Source organism: Capnocytophaga sp. G2 (assembly GCF_035282625.1).
GTDB lineage: Bacteria > Bacteroidota > Bacteroidia > Flavobacteriales > Flavobacteriaceae > Capnocytophaga.
Genome location: NZ_JAYKBU010000002.1, coordinates 134,219 through 153,862, shown reverse-complemented (window position 1 = coordinate 153,862; position 19,644 = coordinate 134,219). Strand labels below are relative to the sequence as shown.

Genomic DNA, 19,644 nt, shown 5'->3' with positions numbered 1-19,644 from the left:
ATAGATAGAAAAGTTCATTGTACAATAATAATATAAAAAAACCATCTTTCTTTAAGGAAAGATGGCTATTTAAAATCTATGAATAAATCTATTTAGTTTCAGCGACTACCTCAAAAGGGAGCGCAACGATTACCTCTCTGTGTAAGCGTATAGAGGCTTCATATTTACCTGTTTGTTTGATATTGCCTCCTGCTATATAGATATATTTTTTATCTACTTGGTGACCTGCCTTAAGCAATTCTTGAGCAATATCATCATGATTTACTGAACCAAATAACTTATTTCCAGCACCTGCTTTAGCAAATATTTTAACTTCCAATTGTTGGATAGCTTTAGCAAGTTCCTTAGCATCTTCAATAATTTTCTTTTCCTTAAAGGCTCTTTGCTTTAGGTTCTCTGCCAATACTTTTTTAGCAGCGGGAGTCGCTAGAATAGCAAATCCTTGTGGAATAAGATAATTGCGCCCATATCCGTTCTTTACGGTCACTATATCGTCCTTAAAACCTAAGTTAGGGACATCATTTTTAAGTATAATTTCCATTGATTCCTTTCGTTTAATTATTTTAATAAATCAGCTACATAAGGCAGTAGTGCTAAGTGACGAGCTCTCTTAACAGCTACTGCTATCTTTCGTTGAAATTTCAACGAAGTACCTGTAATACGGCGAGGTAATAACTTTCCTTGCTCATTAATGAATTTCAATAAGAAATCAGGGTCTTTATAATCAATATATTTGATACCTAATTTTTTGAAACGGCAATATTTTTTGTTCTTATTGGTATCTATATTCAGTGGAGTAAGATATCTGATATCTCCTTCTTTTTTTCCTTTTGCTTGTTGTTCGATAGACATTTTTAGGCTTTTTTACTGTTTAACTTTGCTCTTCTTTTTTCAGCCCAAGCGATGGCATCTTTGTCGAGCTTTACGGTAAGATAGCGCATTACACGCTCATCTCTTCTGAATTCTACTTCAAAACTCTCAATAATATCTCCAGGAGCTTTGAATTCAAACAAGTGATAAAATCCACTTTTTTTGTTTTGAATGGAGTAGGCTAATTTCTTTAAACCCCAATCTTCTTTTGCTACCATTTCAGCTCCCTTTGAGGTTAAGAAATTTTCAAATTTCTCAACTGCTTCCTTTATCTGTGCTTCAGATAAAACGGGATTCAAAATGAAAACAGTTTCGTAATGATTCATAAAACTTTTATTTAAATTGAGGTGCAAAGGTAAAACATTTTTACCTTTGCACCAAATAATATTTACTATTTTTTATATCAGGTTTTTTTCTACCTCAAATACCTTTTATTGCTTTGGACTATTACCATTTTCTGTATTTGTAGTATTTTCTGTTTGATTTGTTTCTGTAGGTTGCTCTGAATTAGCAGGAATAATGAGATCCTTTTTCTTTACCTTCAGTTTACCTCTGGATTCTTTCTGGAGTTTCTCAAGAGTTTGGCTAATAAGTTCTTTGGTTACAAAATCTATTTCCTTAGCTCCATAAGCGCGCTGTAGTGCACGAAAAGCCTTTTGGGGTTCTTGTACACGGAGGTAATAATCTCCTTCTAAATAATCAGGCAAAGCGGTATCCTTATAATAAGGCTTGATATACTTGGACAATATTGGTAATGATTCAAAATCCGCATTCTTAAGAATTGCTGCATAAATTGCCTTTACATCTCCTAAAAGAGGAAACTTATCTATACCATACAAATCCTTAATAGTCTTATACTTATCTTGCAAATATTGAGTGGTATTACTTTGTACTTTCACAACCTTTTCTGCATATTCTTTCATGGTAATAGGTCGGTAGTGTTCAAAGAAAAGATTAAGTGCCTCAGGAATTCCTGAGGCTGCTACAGCACTAGGAGAAACTTTTGGAAAATCCTCAGAGAAATAGAAACTATGTGTAAGCTCCTTAGTACGCATCAGTTTGTCCAGATCTACTATTTTCTTAACTTTCGCTTTATCATCATTCTGTGTCCAAGCCAAATAGTAGAATATAGGTATTTTAAAAGAATCCAACTGATTAGGTAATGGTTCTATTATTTTTTCCATCAAATTAGGATTCAGTGATATATAAGCATTAAATAGAGAATTCTCTTTTAGTAAATAATAATTAAGGAAGTTTCCTGCTTCACCATCCCCTAAAATTCCCTTAAAAGTATTTACAGAATACTTACTTTGTACTCTTGGAATAACCACCTGTCCTACAAATTCAAAGAAATTAGCTGTGTCATTAAATGGTACTCCTGCCTCTTCTGGAATAGTAACATCATCTTCAGTATTATAGATTCCTACTATAATACAGGGGGGGACTTCTCCTGTATGGGAAAAATAGCGCATACTGCTGACCGTTGGCTCCAAAAGCCGATCCGCATTAAGTACTACAAAAAGAGGGTACTGTTCTTTCTTATCATAACCTTCTGGAAGTACTACAGTAACCTTTCGTGTTCCATCTAATGATTTTGAACTTAAATTCTCTGAGGTGATTTGCGCCTGTACACTTGAGGCAAAAATGCCTAAAAGAAATAGAATAAACTTCTTCATCTTACAATTGTTTATGAATATATGTTTCAAAATAAAAGTCATAAAGATGTCTCTCATCCTTGGAATGGAAAACTTGCTTTATGAGTTCCCATTGAGAGGTATCTATCTGTGGGAAAAAAACATCTGCTTGCAAGTGTGCCTGCACACGTGTAAGCTCCAATGTTGTTGCCAGGGAGATTGTCTGTCTATAAATTTCTCCTCCTCCTATAACAAAGGGGGTATTATCTCTTTCATAAGCTTGAAGGATAGCCTCTTCCACAGAGGAGACTATCACACAATGTTCTCTTGGAAGGAGTCCTTCCTTAGATACAATAATATGAGTGCGATTAGGAAGCATTCTGGGCAAGGACTCCCAGGTCCTTCTTCCCATAATTACACAATGTCCCATCGTCAATTGTTTAAAATGCAGAAAATCATCAGGAAGATGCCACAGTAGTTGATTATCCTTCCCAATTCCATTTTCCAAATCCAATGCTGCAATAAGTGTTAAAGACATTATCCCTATTTTAAACGAGGCAAAAGTACAATTATTTATTTATTTTTAACGGTTTAAAATGTTAAATTTTATTCATCTAACAGACTTTAAAAAATTTCATTATTCTCCCGATATCAAGGAATTCTTTCTTCCTTAAAAATATTTTCACAAAGTTATTGTAAATATCATTTTCCTTTTATAATTTTGTGCTCTCAAATGAAGAGGAAAAAGTTACATATTCACTTTTCTACTTTTGTATTGCTTTTATGCATCTTGAAAGTAGCATTCCCTGTGGGTGAGTTCTTCCATAATCACCACTCAGATAGTGAGCTATGTACCCATCTTCATGGGAAAAAGTGTAACCACAATATGCATTTTTCTGCTGTAGAAAAACATCATGATTGTATACTCTTCCAGTTACACCAATCCTTTGTACTCCCTCTTTTCGTATATCATCTGCTTTCTACAAATGATATAGTCGCCTTTTTTTTTAACGAGAAAAGTACAGAACTTCCCTCCATGGAGACCTTCTCAAGAGGTCCTCCGCCATTATTTTCTTTATTCTTTGTTTAAAATATTTTCAGACAAATAGTTAGTTCTATTTGTGTAGAAAAGTATATGTGTGCCTATACTATATTTAGACATTTATTCCAAAATTATTAATCATATCCGTCGTTTATTACAAGCATATACTATGCGAAAGATTTTATGTCTTTTCCTTTTTGTAAGCGTTTTTTCCTTATATGGACAAGAAACACTAAATCTAAAAATAGAAGACAACCAAAAACAACCCTTACCAAGTGCTGTTGTGCACTTTATTGGGAAGCATTTTGTGAGTGATGCTAAGGGGCAAGTAAGTATTCCTAAGCTCTCCAAGGGAAAGTTTCCTATCAAGGTAAGCTATTTAGGATTTTTAGATTATGAAGCCTTCATTACCATTCCTGCCTCAAATCCTTATATAATTACTATGCAGGAAGAAGTGAATCAACTCTCAGGTACGACTCTTGTGGGAAGAGTTACTCAACCGGTGAAAGTTGTAACTGATATTGACAAGTCTCAGCTTCAGCAGAAATCCGGGGAAGAACTTGCTAAAGTGCTTACCTCTGTTGCAGGAATTTCCATGATACAGACAGGAGCTACTATTGCCAAACCTGTCATTCATGGTTTGCATAGCAATCGTATTCTTATCCTTAATAATGAAGTACGTCAAGAAGGGCAACAGTGGGGCGCAGACCATGCTCCTGAAATAGACCCCTCTGTAGCGGACAAGATTACGGTTGTAAAAGGAGCTGATGCTGTACGTTATGGTTCAGATGCTCTAGGAGGTGTAATCATTATCGCTCCTAACAAACTTCCTTATGGTGATGGCTTACATGGAGAACTCTCTCCCTCTTTTGCCTCCAACGGGCGAAAGTTAGCGACTACACTAAAGGTAGAAAGTTCCGTGCCTAAGCTCCACCACTGGGCATGGCGTATACAGGGAACTCTCAAACGCTCTGGCGATATCCATACAGCCGATTATGTAGTGAACAATACTGCAGCCCGTGAAGCCGATTTCTCAGTAGCAACAGGAATACAGAAAGAGAAAGGATCTGCAGAACTTTTCTATAGTAGGTATGAAAATGAAAGTGGCGTGTTCTATGGTTCTCATATAGGAAACTTAGATGATTTATTAGCTCGTTTTGAACTTGGTCGCCCTTTGACCACTTATCCTTTTTCCTATAGTATAGAAGCCCCTAAACAAAAGGTAATACATCATCTCCTTAAGACTAAAGCATTCTATTTTCCTTCTTTCGGAGGAAAACTAACTGTACAATATGCCTTCCAAAAGGACATCCGTCAGGAGTTCAGTGTACGCAGGTTGAACAGAACCCGTATTCCTGCCTTAAATATGAAACTCACCAGCCACTTAATGGAGGCTTTCTGGGAGAGTATAGATAATCCTCGCTGGAAAACTATGGCAGGAGGTAGTTTCTCTCATCAAGACAACTATAACCAGCCAGGTACAGGAGTAGTTCCTGTAATTCCCAATTTTGCTTCTATTGGCTATGGATTTTTCGCTATTGAGAAGTATCATTCAGGAAAATGGAATGCGGAGGCAGGACTTCGGTATGATTACAAATACCTTAATGCCGATGGCTATGATATGTTCTCACAACATTACGGAGGAGAACATAATTTTCATAACATCACCTACTCCTTAGGGGGTGCATGGGAGGCAAACCCACACTTATCACTGAGTAGTGATATAGGCGTAGCTTGGCGAGCTCCTCAGGTGAATGAACTCTACAGTAGTGGTTTGCACCACGGAGCAGGTACTTATGATTTAGGAGATGCTTCACTAAACCCTGAGACAGGAGTCAAATGGATTACTTCTCTTAAGTATAATAACCAAGAGAAGGGAAGATTTCTAAACTTGGATATATATGCTCAGGTAATTAAGGGTTACATCTATGATTATCCTACGGGAGAAACACGTACCTTATTCTCTGGAGTATATCCCATCTTCCAATATACCCAAGCCGATGCTTTTTTCCGTGGAACTGACCTAGATGCTTCCCTAAGGTTAGCCCAATGGGGAGCTTGCTCCAATGGCTTGTCATACAGATTAAATGGATCAGTAGTTTTTGCTAATGAACTCAAGACAAAGCGATATTTCCCTTTCATTCCAGCACCTAAATTCTCCCAATACTTGGAGTGGAAGAATGCTCCTAAAGGACTTTTCCAGAGTCTTGAAGCAAGTATAGGACATACCTTTGTGGCTAAGCAAACACGCTTTGAACCTTCACAAGAACTGGTACCTACTACCCCTGATGCTTATCACTTATTTGAGGCTTCTGTAGGAGGTACTATTACTGTAGGAGAGCGACAAACCCTTTCGGTAAGGCTTTCCGCAGAGAACCTACTTAACCAACTTTACAAAGAGTATACCAATCGTTTCCGCTATTACGCGCATGACTTAGGTAGAAATATACACCTACGGTTAAGTTATAATTTTTAAAATCAATGCAAATATTAATTTTTTTTCAAATATGAAAATCATATCTAATTTTTTAAAAACAACCTTACTTTTAGCCTCCATAGGACTTTTTTTGGTAAGTTGTAGCAAACCTTCTTCCTCCACAGATGAAACCAAGGATAGAGGTCACGAAATGCCTGATAAAGTGGTATTTATTGTTACCAATATGGCTACAAAAGAACAGCAAAAACGGGAAGCAAACAAATCTCCCAAAGGAATACAATATGATATCTCCGACCCCATTGTCTGGAAATCAGGACAGGATTATCTATTTGAAATCATTTATTATAACAATGGTAGGCGATTGAATGGAGAATTCGTAACTGAGAAAATGGCTCCTATTCATCAGCATTTTTTTGAACTCTACCAAGGAGAATATCCTAAAAATACAGAAGGAAGAGAAAAAATGGTCTCCACTATGAATAGTTTAGTAAGCTATAAATATCAAGATACAAACCCTGAAAATGCTTACCTGGGAAACGAAGGAGTAAGCTTACTTAAACGCACTTGGGATAAAAAGAATCCTCAAGAGAATGATCCTATAGGATTGAAGGGCATTTTCACTATAAATCAAAATCCTACTGAAGGTGATTTTAGGCTACGTATCAAGCTGGCTCACTTTTTAGTAGCCAACAAGTTAGAACCAAGTACGGGAAAAATACGTCCTTACAATGTGATGATATATTCCAATGCTTTTGTTTTGGATTCCAATATGGAACTTTTAATCAAACTTATAAAATAATTTATTTGTCATTTAAATATTTATAACATGAAAAGAATTACCAATCTTTTAAAAATTAGTTTATTACTACTTATAGGAATTGCTGTTTCTTCTTGTAGCAAAGATAATAACAAAGAAGTACCCAATCCTAATCCCAATCCTACTCCTACTCCTACTCCTAAGACTATTGAATGGAGTAAGTTAGAGGTACGCTTCTCACAGGGACATTCACACGGTTATTTCCATGGAGACCCTGATTATCCTGTAAAACATCTCAAAAGAGTACAACGTTTTTATTTTGAGAATAAAGATGGAAAAATAACTCCCTCCTCTGATAATCCCACTGCTATCCGCTGGATGGGAAGTGATGTACCTGGACAATCTTTGTCTCTATCAGGCGTAGAATTCATTTTCTATGACAAAGATGGTAAACGAGTGAATAGCCAACTCTCCACTGGAGATGCGCCTAATCATTATCAGTTTTTCTTTATTGCAGAGAATTTTGTAGGTGTGGCAGGAAATACTAATATTCCCTCTCAAAAGGAGGCTTTCTCCTATAAATATAGGGATACAGAGCCCGAGGAACTCTATATTCGAGGAGGAAAGCATGATAAGGATCCCAATGCTAAAAAAGGAGTTTTGAGAAAAGAACACATAGGTCTTAAAGGATTCTTTGATGTAAGAAAATCATACATTAATTTTGATATGAGAATTGTTTTAGGATATTTTAATACTAAGCCTAATCATTTGCCTTATGATACACTTCCTAAGGATAAAGTATTTGAACTTACTATTCCTATACACATCTACACCGATCGATTAGCAGAAAATAAAATAGTGGAGGATGCTCTAAGAGAATACAAAGTACCTAAAGAAGAAATAGAAAAAGACCTAAATGACATTCTAAGTTCTAGTCTTGATGCAGAAAGTAGCAGTATCTTTCTATAAAGAGACCTAATAATTAATATTATCTAAAGAGGGAATGAAAAATAAATTTATTCCCTCTTTATTATTTCTAAAAATTCTTTAATTTTATTACTAAAAAAAACATAAAATCATATAGTGATTCATTTTTTTATTTTACTTTTGCGAAAAAATTACTATGAAAGGGATTATTCTAGCGGGTGGTTCAGGAACAAGGCTTTATCCTATTACTAAAGGAGTCTCTAAGCAATTACTTCCTATTTATGATAAACCAATGATTTACTATCCGTTATCGGTACTCATGCTTTCCGGTATTCGGGATATTCTCATTATCACTACACCAGAGGATGCCTCTGCCTTTCACCGCCTACTGGGGAATGGGAGTCAGTTCGGAATCCATCTTTCGTATGCTGTGCAGCCTTCTCCTGATGGCTTAGCACAAGCCTTTATTATCGGAGAGGAATTTATCAAAGAGGACGATGTGTGTCTTATCTTAGGTGATAACATCTTCTATGGGCAACATTTCTCCCAGATGCTCTCCCATGCGGTAGCCAATGTTGAGCAGGAGCAAAAAGCTACAGTTTTCGGCTATTATGTAAAAGACCCAGAGCGCTATGGGGTAGCTGAGTTTGATACAGGAGGAAATGTCCTTTCTATAGAGGAAAAACCTAAGCATCCTAAATCCAATTATGCTATAGTCGGTTTATATTTTTACCCAAATAAGGTTATTGAAATTGCCAAAAGTATAAAACCTTCAGCGCGAGGCGAACTGGAGATTACTTCAGTGAATCAAGAATTTCTACAAGCAAAAGAACTTAAGGTACAACTTTTAGGACGTGGTTTTGCTTGGTTAGATACAGGGACTCATGAGTCCCTAACCGAAGCTACCAACTTCGTAGAGACTTTAGAAAAACGGCAAGGACTGAAAATATCCTGCTTGGAGGAAATTGCCTATCATCGCGGTTGGATAAGCAAAGAGAAAGTCCAAGAAATAGGTAAAGAACTTTCTAAAAATGGATATGGACAATATCTTTTGGACTTAATACAATAAATCTATTAACATGAATGTAATAAAAACAGCTATAGAAGGAGTTGTAATTATAGAACCCAAAGTATTCCCTGATGAAAGAGGCTACTTCTTTGAATCTTTTTCTCAAAAGAAGTTTGTAGAGAATATCTGTAATACTACTTTTGTACAAGATAATGAATCCAAATCCTCCTATGGAGTGCTAAGAGGGTTACATTTTCAAAGAGCCCCTTATACTCAGTCCAAATTAGTCCGTGTTGTACAAGGTGTTGTATGGGATATAGCTGTGGATATTCGTAAAGGTTCCCCTACCTTTGGTAAATATATAGGTGTGGAGCTTACCGAGGAAAACAAGCGTCAGCTTTTCATTCCACGAGGTTTTGCACATGGTTTTGTAGTACTAAGCCCTGAGGCTATATTCCAGTACAAATGTGATGCTTTCTATGCTCCTACTCACGAGGGAGGAGTTTTATGGAATGATCCTGAAATAGGTATAGATTGGAGAATTCCTCCTCAGGACATTATTCTTTCCCCAAAAGATGAACATAACCCCCTTTTACATGAGGTCTGGGAATTTGATTATAAAGAGAAATTATATTAAAACATAAATTATATGAAAAATATACTCATTACAGGTGCCAGCGGACAACTCGCTATGGAAATCAAACAAGAATTAAATAACTCTGTTTCTAATAATTACATTTTTACAACTAAAAATGAATTAGATGTAACAGATGCTGATAAGGTAAATTCTTTCTTTAAGAAAAATGCTGTAGAACTGGTTATCAATTGTGCTGCTTATACAAATGTAAATGGTTCTGAGATAGATAAGGAAACCGCAAACTTAGTCAATCACTTAGCGGTAAAGAATATTGCTAATGCTTGTACTGAACAAGGAAGTGCCTGTATTCATCTCTCTACCGATTATGTATTTGCAGGAGAGAAGAATACTCCTTATGCAGAAACTGATGCTACTTCTCCCTTAGGGGCTTATGGACAAACAAAACTATTAGGAGAGAGTGCCTTACAACATTCAGATGTTGATTTTCTCATTCTAAGAACTTCTTGGTTATATTCTGCCTTTGGAAATAATTTTGTAAAGAATATCCTACGTATCAGTAAAGAGCGTAAGGAAATTAAAGTTGTATTTGACCAAGTAAGTACACCTACCTATGCTAAGGATTTAGCACGATTTATTATTTTTGTTATTGAAAACAAGCTCTATCGCGGTAGACAAGATGTATACCACTTCTCCAACGAAGGAGTATGCTCTTGGTATGATTTTGCTGTAGAAATCCTCAAACTTGCTGGCAGTGATTGTAAAGTAATTCCTTGTAGGACAGAGGACTTCCCTACTCCTGCAGCACGTCCTGCTTACTCAGTATTGGATAAGGCAAAAGTAAAAACAGATTTTAGCTTCCCCATCCCTTACTGGAGAGATTCTTTGGTATCCCTAATGACCAATTATAAACTTTAGCCCTTATAGATGAAAAATATTTTAATTACAGGAGGAGCTGGCTTCATTGGAGCCAACTTCGTCGTGTACTTTGCCAAAAAATATCCCAACTATCATTTGGTAAACTTAGATAAACTCACTTATGCAGGGGATTTAGGCAATCTTACTGAAGTAGAAAAAGCTCCCAATTATACTTTTGTACAAGGTGATATCTGTAATAGGAAACTTATTGAAGATCTCTTTGAGAAATATCATTTTCAAGGAGTGATTCATTTTGCTGCTGAATCCCATGTAGATAACTCTATTGTTAATCCTGATACCTTCATCACCACCAATATACACGGTACTTTTACCCTCTTAGATGTAGCTCGCCACCACTGGATGGAGGCGCCTTTTGTAGTCAAAGAAGGCTACAAAGAAGCGCGTTTTCACCATATTTCCACGGATGAAGTATATGGTTCCTTAGGAGAAACTGGCTTATTCACCGAGGCTACTGCGTATGCTCCTAATTCTCCTTATAGTGCTTCCAAAGCCTCTTCTGATATGATTGTGCGGGCTTACTTTCATACCTATGGATTGAATGTAACTACTTCCAATTGTTCTAATAATTATGGACCAAAACAACATAAAGAAAAACTGATTCCTACTATTATACGAAAGGCATTACAAGGAGAAACCATTCCTATTTATGGAGATGGAAAGAATATAAGGGATTGGTTATATGTTCTTGATCATTGTACAGGAATTGACTTGGTATTCCATAAGGGGAAAGCAGGAGAAACTTATAACATAGGAGGACGCAACGAGCGTAATAACCTCTTTATCGCAGGATACATCTGTGAGTTGTTAGACCAAAAGCGCCCACTTCCCAAAGGAAAATCCCACAAAGAACTCATCACTTTCGTACAAGATCGTGCCGGACATGACCGCAGATATGCCATTGATGCTACTAAAATAGAAAACCAGTTAGGTTGGCATGCACAAGAGAACTTCGAGACGGGAATTGTGAAAACTATTGATTGGTATCTCACTTATTTTAAAGATTTGTTGTAGCATTCGGCACATCATCCAATGAAAGATATAGTAAAAGGGTACTTATGTGCCTTTATTTCGGCATTTACCTACGGACTGATTCCCCTTTTTATGATTCCCATCAAGAAAGCGGAGACATTCTCGGTAGATGCTACTCTTTTTTATCGCTTTCTTATTGCCAGTGGCTCTATCCTCATCTTCCTTTTCTACCAAAAGGAAAGACTTCGTATTAGCTTTCGAGAAATGGGTATTATGACTCTTTTGGGCTTGTTCTACGCACTTTCTGCAGAATTTCTATTTTTGGCGTATGACTACCTTAGCCCAGGAATTGCCTCCACCATTTTCTTTAGTTATCCGATTATCGTCGCTTTAATATTGGTACTCTTTTATAAGGAGAAAATCACCTTACCGACAGTGCTTTCCTTGCTCTTGGTAGTGGCAGGAGTAGGGATGCTGAGCATCAAGAAGGGAGCTGCCTTTAACTATGTAGGGCTTGCCATCTCTCTATTAGGGGCATTGGTTTATGCTCTCTATATACTAATTATCAACAAGGTACGTATAGAAGCCTCAGGGGTAAAGGTTTCTTTTTATTCTATGTTTTTTTCCTCTATTTACTTCTTGGTCAAGACTATAATATTTGGAGAAAATATCACCATTTCCTCCTTATCTTTGGTGGGTAACCTTACTTTGTTTGCTCTTATCACCACCTCCCTTTCCTTAGTCGCCTTAGTGTATGCGGTACGCTATATAGGTTCTACCCCTACAGCAATTATGGGGGCTTTTGAGCCTATCGTAGCGGTGCTTATCAGTGTGGGACTTTTCGGAGAAGCCCTCACTTCCTCCCTTATCATAGGAGGTATGGTCATCATCGCTGGGGTATTGATAGATATAATCTTCAATAAACACTAAATAAACTCTTTTAGCAAAGGGGGTAGCAACTAATAAGGGTAACACTTCTTAAATAATTCTTGAGTATCTAAGTTTTTTGTTCTAATGCATGAATTGTATTTAAGTAATCTTCTATAGAATAATCGCTTAATTCACCTGTATTTATATGATTTTTTAATATAATTACTATCTTTTCAGCCACTTGAAAAGGAATTATTCCTTTAGCAGAAAGTATCTTCTTCACTTCTGTATGGAAATTTACTATTGATTTCTTTTTAGGGCTTATATTAGGTATTGAAATCAAATAGTCCCACCTTTCCTCCCAAGAGGTATATTGTGGAAATGAGGAGATATTTAAGGACACATAGTAATTCACCTTTTTGTGAGTGGTAGCTTCCTTAAAGAAATCAAAAACCTTATCCGTAGGATATAGCTTATATCGTCCAACCATATTCCCTATACTTGATATAATATTAATTAACATGTGCGTATTGGCTGGGAATGTTTTCCCTATGGTGATTAAGTGTTCTGCCAAAAGAGAGTCTGTTAGCATAGGAATATAGGATATAGAAAACTCCTTTCTTGGGAATTTTTCAAATTCTGATACTATTTTCTCTAAATTCTCCTCATTATATGATTTCCAAAGATATAATTTATCCTTTAAGTCTTCTAATGTTTTAATTTTTTGTTGCATGGGAGTTATTTTTAGTAATTGATGCAGTCATTCACTAAATAATCGTCAAATTCACTTATATTTCTGTGTGTTTAAAAGATTAACGCCGATAATTATTCCTTAATTATCGGTGTTATAGATTACTTGACATTTGTCCTTAACTAAGGAAGTCAATGATATCACTGGCTATCATAATATTCTTTTTGGTACTCCTTACATAGGTATCGGCGGCTTTTCCGTGGATATATACTCCTACAATAGCAGCATTGAGTGGGGTATAGCCTTGCGATAAGAGCCCCGTAAGGACTCCTGTAAGGACATCGCCACTACCTGCGGTCGCAAGGGCAGGGTTCCCTGTGGAGTTCACCCAGAAATGATCACCATCGGTAATCATGGTGAAAGCCCCCTTGAGTACTAAAATAACTTTGTGCTTCTTGGCAAACTGTTTGGCTTTTTCTTGTCGGTCAAGGTCATCAGACCACTTACCAATGAGGCGTTCAAGCTCCTTAGGGTGTGGAGTGAGGATAGCGTTCTTAGGAAGAATTCGCTGAAGGTCTTCGCTGGAGGCGACAAGGTTCAGTGCATCGGCATCAATGACAAAAGGGATATTAGGGAAAGTCCTAAGTAAGGCAGCCAGAGTGCCCTGTGCATAGGCAGAGGTACCCATGCCTACTCCTATACCTATCGCACTGGGAGAAAAAGGAATATCGGTGGGAGCGAGTTCCTCCTCTTGGGAGGAGGTCAGTACCATAGCCTCTGGAAGGGCGGTTTGTGCTATTTGATAACCACACTTAGGCAGCAGAAGGGTAAGCAGACCCGCACCACTGCGCAGGGTCGCCTTTCCACTCAAGATAGGAGCTCCTATCTTTCCATAACTACCTCCTACCAAAAGAGCATGCCCATAAGTGCTTTTATTAGTAAAACGATGGCGCGTACGAAGTAATCGTTTTATTTCCCGTTCTGTAGTATAGTCATATTCAGTAGTTACTTCCTTGAGATAGTCATAGGACAAAGGCAACGGAAGTATTTCCCAATAAGGAATATAACGTCCTGTCTGTGGGAGAAGGAAAGGTAATTTAGGGGCAAAGAAAGTAAGTACTACATGAGGGGTTACAAAGATATCTTTCTCTTGCTTATCTTCTCCAAAATAAAGCCCTGAAGGGGTATCAATACTGATAATAAGTCCCTTCTGTCGGTTAATCTCTTCAAATACACGCTGAACCCAAGGAGATACGCGGCGAGAGAGACCTATCCCAAAAATAGCATCAATAGTAATAGGTTGAGTAGCATTATACTTATTAGCGATAAAGTCCTCAAAGCCTTTAGCCGGCTTTCCCTTAAGGGTTTGGAAAGGTTTCTCATTGGCTTGTAAGAAGTCCTCTGAGGTTTCAGGCTGAGCTATTGTAGTAATCTCTACTTCATGGAACTCCTTGAGTAGGTTTAAGTTCTTGGTAAAGTCCTCTGAATGAAGTTCGCTAAAGGGGACAATCGTTACTTTAACTTTCTTTCCAGCTTGAAAGAGCATTCTTGCCAAAGCAAGTCCATCTCCTCCATTATTACCAACACCTGCATAGATATGGTAAGGATTATCTCCTGGTAGGTTTTTCTTAATCCAAGCTAAAATAGTGGAAGAAGCCTTCTCCATTTGATCCCAAGAGGTAATTTGTTGTTCTTGAATGGTTTGCTGATCTGCAGCTAACATTTGCTCATTAGTAAGTATTTTCATAAGTGCACTATTAAATGAATTATATGATTGATTATAAATAGTCTATATGCTTAAAATAAGTAAGAATAGCCTCCTTCAAAAGGATATTTTGTTCTTCTTGAGGTAAGCAGAGATGATCTTTTATTCTTCTGTAAAAGGGCCATCCGTCCTTATCTTTGTATTCAAAAAAATAATATCCATAAGGGGCTAATACGCAGCAAGTAGCAATGTGTATTAGGTTAATTTTCTCTTCTTTGGAGAAAGTCTGATGATATTTTCCAAGCTCCTGAATTCCTATCAAATAGAGTACTTTATCTATATCCATTTGTTTAGGCAAAGAGAAGTCCTTAATAAGTTTCTGTAAGAGAATTTCCCATTGTTCATTGAGTGTTTTTTCTGTTGTCACGTATTACATATCTTATGCTAAGGGAGAGCAAATATACTAATTTTTATGCATATTACAAGATATGAACAAACTTTTTTATTTTGTTAAAAACTTTACAATACTGAATAACAATATTTTAGGTTGTTATCTATCCTGTAAATGTTGTTTGTTTATTCTTTTTTTTTAACTTTGTGATTCAATTCAGAAATAAGGAATAAAATGAAAAGAATTTTTATTACAAGTATAGCTGCCATTAGCTTGTTATCTGCTTGTAGAGATAAGGCAACGAAAAAAGATATAGATTATGCCGTTATCTCTGGTAAGGTATTCTCCCCAGAAGAAAATCAAAAGTTACTCTTATTACAAAATGATGAGGTAGTAAGGGAAATTCCTGTATCAGCAGATGGAACCTTCCGAGATACCATCAAGGACTTAGGAGAGAATCCTTTCTACTATTTGCATGAAAATCCCGCTGTTCAGACACCTATTTATTTAAATAAAGGGGTTAATCTTGATATTACACTTAATGAAGATCTTAGCAAGACACAAGTATCTGGAGAAGAAGCTAAAAAGACACAATTCTTGATAGAAAAAAATGCTTTCGTTTTTGATAAAATCAATGGCGCTGACTCCAACCTATTTGGACAAAAACCTCAGGAGTTCAAAGAAAATATAAAGTCTCTTCTTAATGAACTCAATGAAAAGTTAAAACCTTATAATTTCAATGAAGAATTTGTAAAGAACCAAGAAAAATGGTCTAAATATAAATTCATAGAATATCTAATTGTATATCCTACTTATTATAGCTATTTTTCTGGAAGGGAAGCTATACTCCCAGATGGTTTCTTTGCAGAGAAGGAAAGTATCAATTTTGATGATGCACAAGAGTATGACCTAGTAGATTCCTACAGAGACTTAGTACGTAGTGAATACTTTAATCTCTTGAGTAATCCTAATGACCCTAAACAGGTAGAAAACTTTATAAACACTATAAATAGTTTAAAATCTGCTAATATTCGTGCTGATTTGGCAAAGGGAGTTCTACCTCTTATCACGCCTGGGAATGCTCAGAACAAACTAATCTTTGACTTCATCAACAAAAATGCAACTAATGAAAAAACTAAAGACGAAGCTAAGAAAGCTTATGATATTGCCACCAAGTTAGTTGCAGGGAATCCTTCTCCTAAGTTCACCAACTATGAAAACTTCAATGGGGGAACTTCTTCCTTAGATGATTTCAAGGGGAAAGTAGTATACATAGATGTTTGGGCTACTTGGTGCAAACCTTGTATTGGGGAGATTCCTGCTCTTAAGGCTTTAGAGGCTAAATTCCATGGTAAAAATATAGAGTTCGTAAGTATCTCTATTGATGAGAACAAAGAAGCGTGGAAAAAAATGGTTACTGAAAAACAATTAAAAGGAGTGCAACTCATTGCAGACAAAGCTCTTGAATCCGAGTTCATACAAGAATATAATATCCTTCAGTTCCCTACCTTTATCATTATTAACAAAGATGGAAAAATTGTAAGCGCCAATGCAGAGAGACCTTCAAGTCCAACTATTGAAGCTACTTTAAAAGGACTCCTATAACCCTGAATAGGATGAAAACAAAAAAATAAGGCTTGTATAAAGCCTTATTTTTTTATCTATAAGATTCCTCTTTCCGCTTAGGATTTCCTATTATTTGTTCTACAAGTAAGCATACAACTCCTGAAAAAAGTACATTTATCAAAGTTTTATGAAGAGAAAATAACCATAATTGCCATTGAAATGTTTCCAAAATGGAAAAAATAAGATGAAAAATAAGAACAAAAGAAAAGATATAAAGGATTCGTAAGGTAAGACTTACTTGTCGCAGATTAATAAACTGTTCATCAAAAGTTTGTCCAAAAAAAAGACGTACTAATATAGGTCTTAAGAATACCACACACAAGGTAGCACAGGTATATACCCCTCCTGTATGGGAAAGAATATCAATAATAAGCCCTGCTAACACAGCCAAAATAAGCAGAGGTGTTTTATTTTCAAAAAAAGGAAAGGTCATAAAGAAAAGTAAATACAAGGCTGGATTCACATACCCAAATAAGTTTATATTACTGAGAATAATCCCCTGTAGAAGTACCCATCCTAATAGCTGAAAAATATAGATTAGATTATTCATTCTGAGTTTGTTGTATTTCTTCTTCTAATTCTTTTATCTGCTCTTGTTCCCTATTCTTAATAACATATACATGCTGTAATTGCCTCATATTTGAGAACAGTATTACATTAGAAAGCAAAGAGTTATCCCTTGTATTGGCATTGACATCTTTAACCTTTCCTATAGGAATTCCTTTTGGGAAGATATTAGAATGCCCTGCAGTTACAATAGTATCTCCTACTGAGATAGTAGCTAAACTTGGGATATCCGAGAGTTGCACTACTGTAGGGTCCTTGCCGTCCCACGAAAGAGTACCATAATAACCAGATTTCAGATGGGTCGCACTAATCTTAGATAAAGAATTCAATACAGATTGTACTGAAGAAAAATTTCTTGAAGTCTTATCAATAATTCCTACAATACCTTGCGGAGAAACCACCCCCATATCCTCACGTATACTATCCTTCTCTCCTTTATTAATAATCAGGTAATTCTTTGCCAAATGGTAACTATTCTTAATTACCTCAGCACGGAAAACAGAATAAGTATTTGGAGAGAATAACAAAATAGGTTTTTGTGATAATTCCTCTAAACGTTCTGCTTTTATTTTAAGTAATTCTTCCTGTAGCCTTCTATTTTCTTGTGAAAGGGATTCATTTTGTTGCTTTAAGTAGAAATACTTTTCAATGCCATTTTGAATAAGAAAAATATTCCCTGTTACACCATTTGCGATATACAGAAATTTAGATTTTTGAAATGAATTTGCATCAATCACAAGCGCAAAGGAAAGTAAGAAGAGTACTAAAAAAACTAAAAAATCCTTCTGTCGTTTAAAAAATAATAAGATAAGGCGCATCTACTTCATCAAGATAGTTTTAAATTTTTGAATATTCTTCAAGGTAATTCCTGTTCCTCTCACCACAGCACGAAGAGGGTCTTCAGCTACATATACAGGTAAGTCTGTACGCATGGATATACGTTTGTCCAAGCCACGGAGCATGGAGCCTCCTCCTGCCATATAGATTCCTGTATTATAAATATCTGCTGCTAACTCTGGAGGTGTTTGGGAAAGTGTCTCCATAATAGCATCTTCTATGCGAAGGATGGATTTGTCTAAGGCTTTAGCTACCTCCCGATGGGATATTTCCACTTGTTTTGGTTTTCCGGTAAGGAGGTCTCTTCCTTGTACAGGCATAGGATCAGGTGGAGAGTCAATTTCCTCAATGGCGGCACCTGTATTAATTTTTATATTTTCGGCTGTAGTTTCTCCTATATAGAGGTTATGGCGTGTACGCATGTAATAGATGATATCATTGGTAAAGACATCACCCGCTATTTTTACAGATTTATCACAAACAATCCCTCCTAAGGCTATGACTGCTATCTCTGCAGTTCCTCCTCCTATATCAATAATCATATTCCCTTTCGGTTGCATAATATCCAACCCTATTCCTATGGCAGCTGCCATAGGTTCATAAATAAGAAATATTTCTTTACCATTAACCCTTTCACAGGACTCTCTTACCGCTCTCATCTCCACCTCAGTAATTCCGGAAGGGATACACACTACTATTTTAAGGGAGGGAGAGAAGAATCTCCTTTTCAACGGGGGGATACTCCTTATAAAGGCATTTATCATTTGTTCGGAAGCATCAAAGTCAGCAATTACTCCATCCTTAAGTGGGCGAACGGTTTTGATACGCTCATAAGTTTTCCCTTGCATTAGCTGTGCTTCTCTTCCTACTGCAATGATTTTATTAGAGCTCAAGTCACGAGCCACTATAGAGGGACTATCCACTACAACCTTATCTTTATGAATAATAAGTGTATTGGCAGTTCCTAAGTCAATCGCTATTTCTTCTGTTAAGAAATCAAAAAGTCCCATTATATTCCTTTATTTTTATATTAAAATATCTTTTTAATTAAGAAAAATATAAGTGTTTTTTAAATGTAATCAAAAACTACTTTTTAGCCGTCAAAGATAACAAAAAATCTTCAAAGAAAAAACATTAAGCAGAATGTTTTTTATTATTTTTGTCAACTTTACTACAAATAATTAGTTCACAATGTTTTAAAAAATAAAACCATTCTAAAATAGAATGGTTTTACCTACTAAGAAACATAAAAGATTTATTGAATATTAATAACTTTCATTTTAAAAAATATGATTATTATACGGGTAGCTCACAGAAAAATATATACTTATTCTAAAGAACTCATAATTCCTCTTCTTTATATTTTCCAAAAGGCTAACGAACATGAATTTATTCTTTCATCTCATAATAATTCTATTCCTCTACGCTCGAAAAGGCCAGGAAAAACTCTTTTTACAGATCAATTCATTTAAAACATTGCAAAGTTATAAAAAATCAATAAACACCTATAATTTTTAAAACATATTTAACTTTATACATAAATTTTTAATATTTAAACAACAATATTATGATTATATAAATTTATTTACAAAATTACATATATTATACTCAAATACAGTCTCATAAAATGCAAAATATGAACTTATAATACATTTTTTAATCTTTTATTGAATAAAATATTATTATTTGTATATTACAATAAAGATAGCTTTAAAAATAATCGATGCTACAACAAATATCACATTAAAGACATTATTATCCTTTATAAGAAAGAAGGA

General features: G+C 35.8%; 21 protein-coding genes. 10 read left to right on the top strand and 11 right to left on the bottom strand.

What is annotated here, in order from left to right; all coding sequences use genetic code 11:
• Positions 1–88 precede the first annotated feature (88 nt).
• The 5 genes from rplI to VJJ03_RS02275 all read right to left on the bottom strand — a co-directional run bounded on the left by rplI (position 89) and on the right by VJJ03_RS02275 (position 3,042).
• Positions 89–541, bottom strand: coding sequence for a 50S ribosomal protein L9 (rplI, locus tag VJJ03_RS02295; RefSeq protein WP_009746422.1), 453 nt, complete (start codon positions 539–541; stop codon positions 89–91).
• A 17-nt stretch (positions 542–558) separates the two neighbouring features.
• Entirely contained in the window at positions 559–852 is a 294-nt protein-coding gene (gene rpsR / locus VJJ03_RS02290; protein ID WP_002670530.1) for a 30S ribosomal protein S18, read from the bottom strand.
• 2 nt (positions 853–854) lie between these two features.
• Positions 855–1,196 (bottom strand): 30S ribosomal protein S6, encoded by a 342-nt coding sequence (gene rpsF / locus VJJ03_RS02285; protein WP_323973576.1) that lies wholly within the window; start codon positions 1,194–1,196, stop codon positions 855–857.
• 105 nt (positions 1,197–1,301) lie between these two features.
• On the bottom strand, positions 1,302–2,546 hold the full coding sequence (locus VJJ03_RS02280; RefSeq protein ID WP_040358096.1) for an alpha/beta hydrolase: 1,245 nt from the start codon (positions 2,544–2,546) through the stop codon (positions 1,302–1,304).
• Position 2,547: 1 nt separating this feature from the next.
• A complete protein-coding gene (locus VJJ03_RS02275; protein WP_323973574.1) occupies positions 2,548–3,042 on the bottom strand; it encodes a dihydrofolate reductase in 495 nt (164 codons plus the stop codon).
• 195 nt (positions 3,043–3,237) lie between these two features.
• On the opposite strand from VJJ03_RS02275, the gene VJJ03_RS02270 reads away from it, so the two are divergent.
• The 9 genes from VJJ03_RS02270 to VJJ03_RS02230 all read left to right on the top strand — a co-directional run bounded on the left by VJJ03_RS02270 (position 3,238) and on the right by VJJ03_RS02230 (position 12,109).
• Positions 3,238–3,594, top strand: a complete 357-nt coding sequence (locus VJJ03_RS02270; RefSeq protein WP_050784934.1) for a hypothetical protein — start codon at positions 3,238–3,240, stop codon at positions 3,592–3,594.
• 121 nt (positions 3,595–3,715) lie between these two features.
• On the top strand, positions 3,716–6,022 hold the full coding sequence (locus VJJ03_RS02265; protein WP_323973572.1) for a TonB-dependent receptor: 2,307 nt from the start codon (positions 3,716–3,718) through the stop codon (positions 6,020–6,022).
• A gap of 31 nt (positions 6,023–6,053) precedes the next feature.
• Positions 6,054–6,782 (top strand): hypothetical protein, encoded by a 729-nt coding sequence (locus VJJ03_RS02260; RefSeq protein ID WP_040358097.1) that lies wholly within the window; start codon positions 6,054–6,056, stop codon positions 6,780–6,782.
• Between the two features lie 27 nt (positions 6,783–6,809).
• On the top strand, positions 6,810–7,709 hold the full coding sequence (locus VJJ03_RS02255) for a hypothetical protein (RefSeq protein ID WP_323973570.1): 900 nt from the start codon (positions 6,810–6,812) through the stop codon (positions 7,707–7,709).
• A gap of 154 nt (positions 7,710–7,863) precedes the next feature.
• Complete coding sequence (gene rfbA / locus VJJ03_RS02250) at positions 7,864–8,736, top strand: glucose-1-phosphate thymidylyltransferase RfbA (RefSeq protein ID WP_009746430.1); 873 nt, start codon at positions 7,864–7,866, stop codon at positions 8,734–8,736.
• 10 nt (positions 8,737–8,746) lie between these two features.
• A complete protein-coding gene (rfbC, locus tag VJJ03_RS02245; RefSeq protein ID WP_323973568.1) occupies positions 8,747–9,313 on the top strand; it encodes a dTDP-4-dehydrorhamnose 3,5-epimerase in 567 nt (188 codons plus the stop codon).
• 12 nt (positions 9,314–9,325) lie between these two features.
• The gene (gene rfbD, locus VJJ03_RS02240; protein WP_009746432.1) at positions 9,326–10,189 is read left to right on the top strand and encodes a dTDP-4-dehydrorhamnose reductase; all 864 of its coding nucleotides are present in this window, start codon (positions 9,326–9,328) and stop codon (positions 10,187–10,189) included.
• 9 nt (positions 10,190–10,198) lie between these two features.
• Entirely contained in the window at positions 10,199–11,221 is a 1,023-nt protein-coding gene (rfbB, locus tag VJJ03_RS02235; RefSeq protein WP_009746433.1) for a dTDP-glucose 4,6-dehydratase, read from the top strand.
• Between the two features lie 18 nt (positions 11,222–11,239).
• A complete protein-coding gene (locus VJJ03_RS02230) occupies positions 11,240–12,109 on the top strand; it encodes a DMT family transporter (RefSeq protein ID WP_323973566.1) in 870 nt (289 codons plus the stop codon).
• Between the two features lie 67 nt (positions 12,110–12,176).
• Here VJJ03_RS02230 and VJJ03_RS02225 read toward each other — a convergent pair whose 3' ends face one another.
• The 3 genes from VJJ03_RS02225 to VJJ03_RS02215 all read right to left on the bottom strand — a co-directional run bounded on the left by VJJ03_RS02225 (position 12,177) and on the right by VJJ03_RS02215 (position 14,872).
• Complete coding sequence (locus tag VJJ03_RS02225; protein ID WP_323973564.1) at positions 12,177–12,782, bottom strand: hypothetical protein; 606 nt, start codon at positions 12,780–12,782, stop codon at positions 12,177–12,179.
• A 136-nt stretch (positions 12,783–12,918) separates the two neighbouring features.
• Positions 12,919–14,487 (bottom strand): NAD(P)H-hydrate dehydratase, encoded by a 1,569-nt coding sequence (locus VJJ03_RS02220; protein ID WP_009746436.1) that lies wholly within the window; start codon positions 14,485–14,487, stop codon positions 12,919–12,921.
• Between the two features lie 31 nt (positions 14,488–14,518).
• Positions 14,519–14,872, bottom strand: a complete 354-nt coding sequence (locus tag VJJ03_RS02215; RefSeq protein ID WP_323973562.1) for a hypothetical protein — start codon at positions 14,870–14,872, stop codon at positions 14,519–14,521.
• A gap of 198 nt (positions 14,873–15,070) precedes the next feature.
• Between VJJ03_RS02215 and VJJ03_RS02210 the strand changes: the two genes are divergently transcribed.
• Entirely contained in the window at positions 15,071–16,441 is a 1,371-nt protein-coding gene (locus VJJ03_RS02210; RefSeq protein WP_009746438.1) for a TlpA family protein disulfide reductase, read from the top strand.
• A gap of 52 nt (positions 16,442–16,493) precedes the next feature.
• Here VJJ03_RS02210 and mreD read toward each other — a convergent pair whose 3' ends face one another.
• Genes mreD through VJJ03_RS02195 form a run of 3 tightly spaced genes read right to left on the bottom strand, consistent with a single transcriptional unit; the run spans position 16,494 to position 18,876 of the window.
• Positions 16,494–17,012, bottom strand: coding sequence for a rod shape-determining protein MreD (gene mreD, locus VJJ03_RS02205; protein WP_009746439.1), 519 nt, complete (start codon positions 17,010–17,012; stop codon positions 16,494–16,496).
• On the bottom strand, positions 17,005–17,847 hold the full coding sequence (mreC, locus tag VJJ03_RS02200) for a rod shape-determining protein MreC (RefSeq protein WP_009746440.1): 843 nt from the start codon (positions 17,845–17,847) through the stop codon (positions 17,005–17,007). Before mreC ends, mreD begins: the two co-directional genes overlap by 8 nt.
• Entirely contained in the window at positions 17,848–18,876 is a 1,029-nt protein-coding gene (locus VJJ03_RS02195; protein ID WP_009746441.1) for a rod shape-determining protein, read from the bottom strand.
• Between the last annotated feature and the right edge of the window lie 768 nt (positions 18,877–19,644).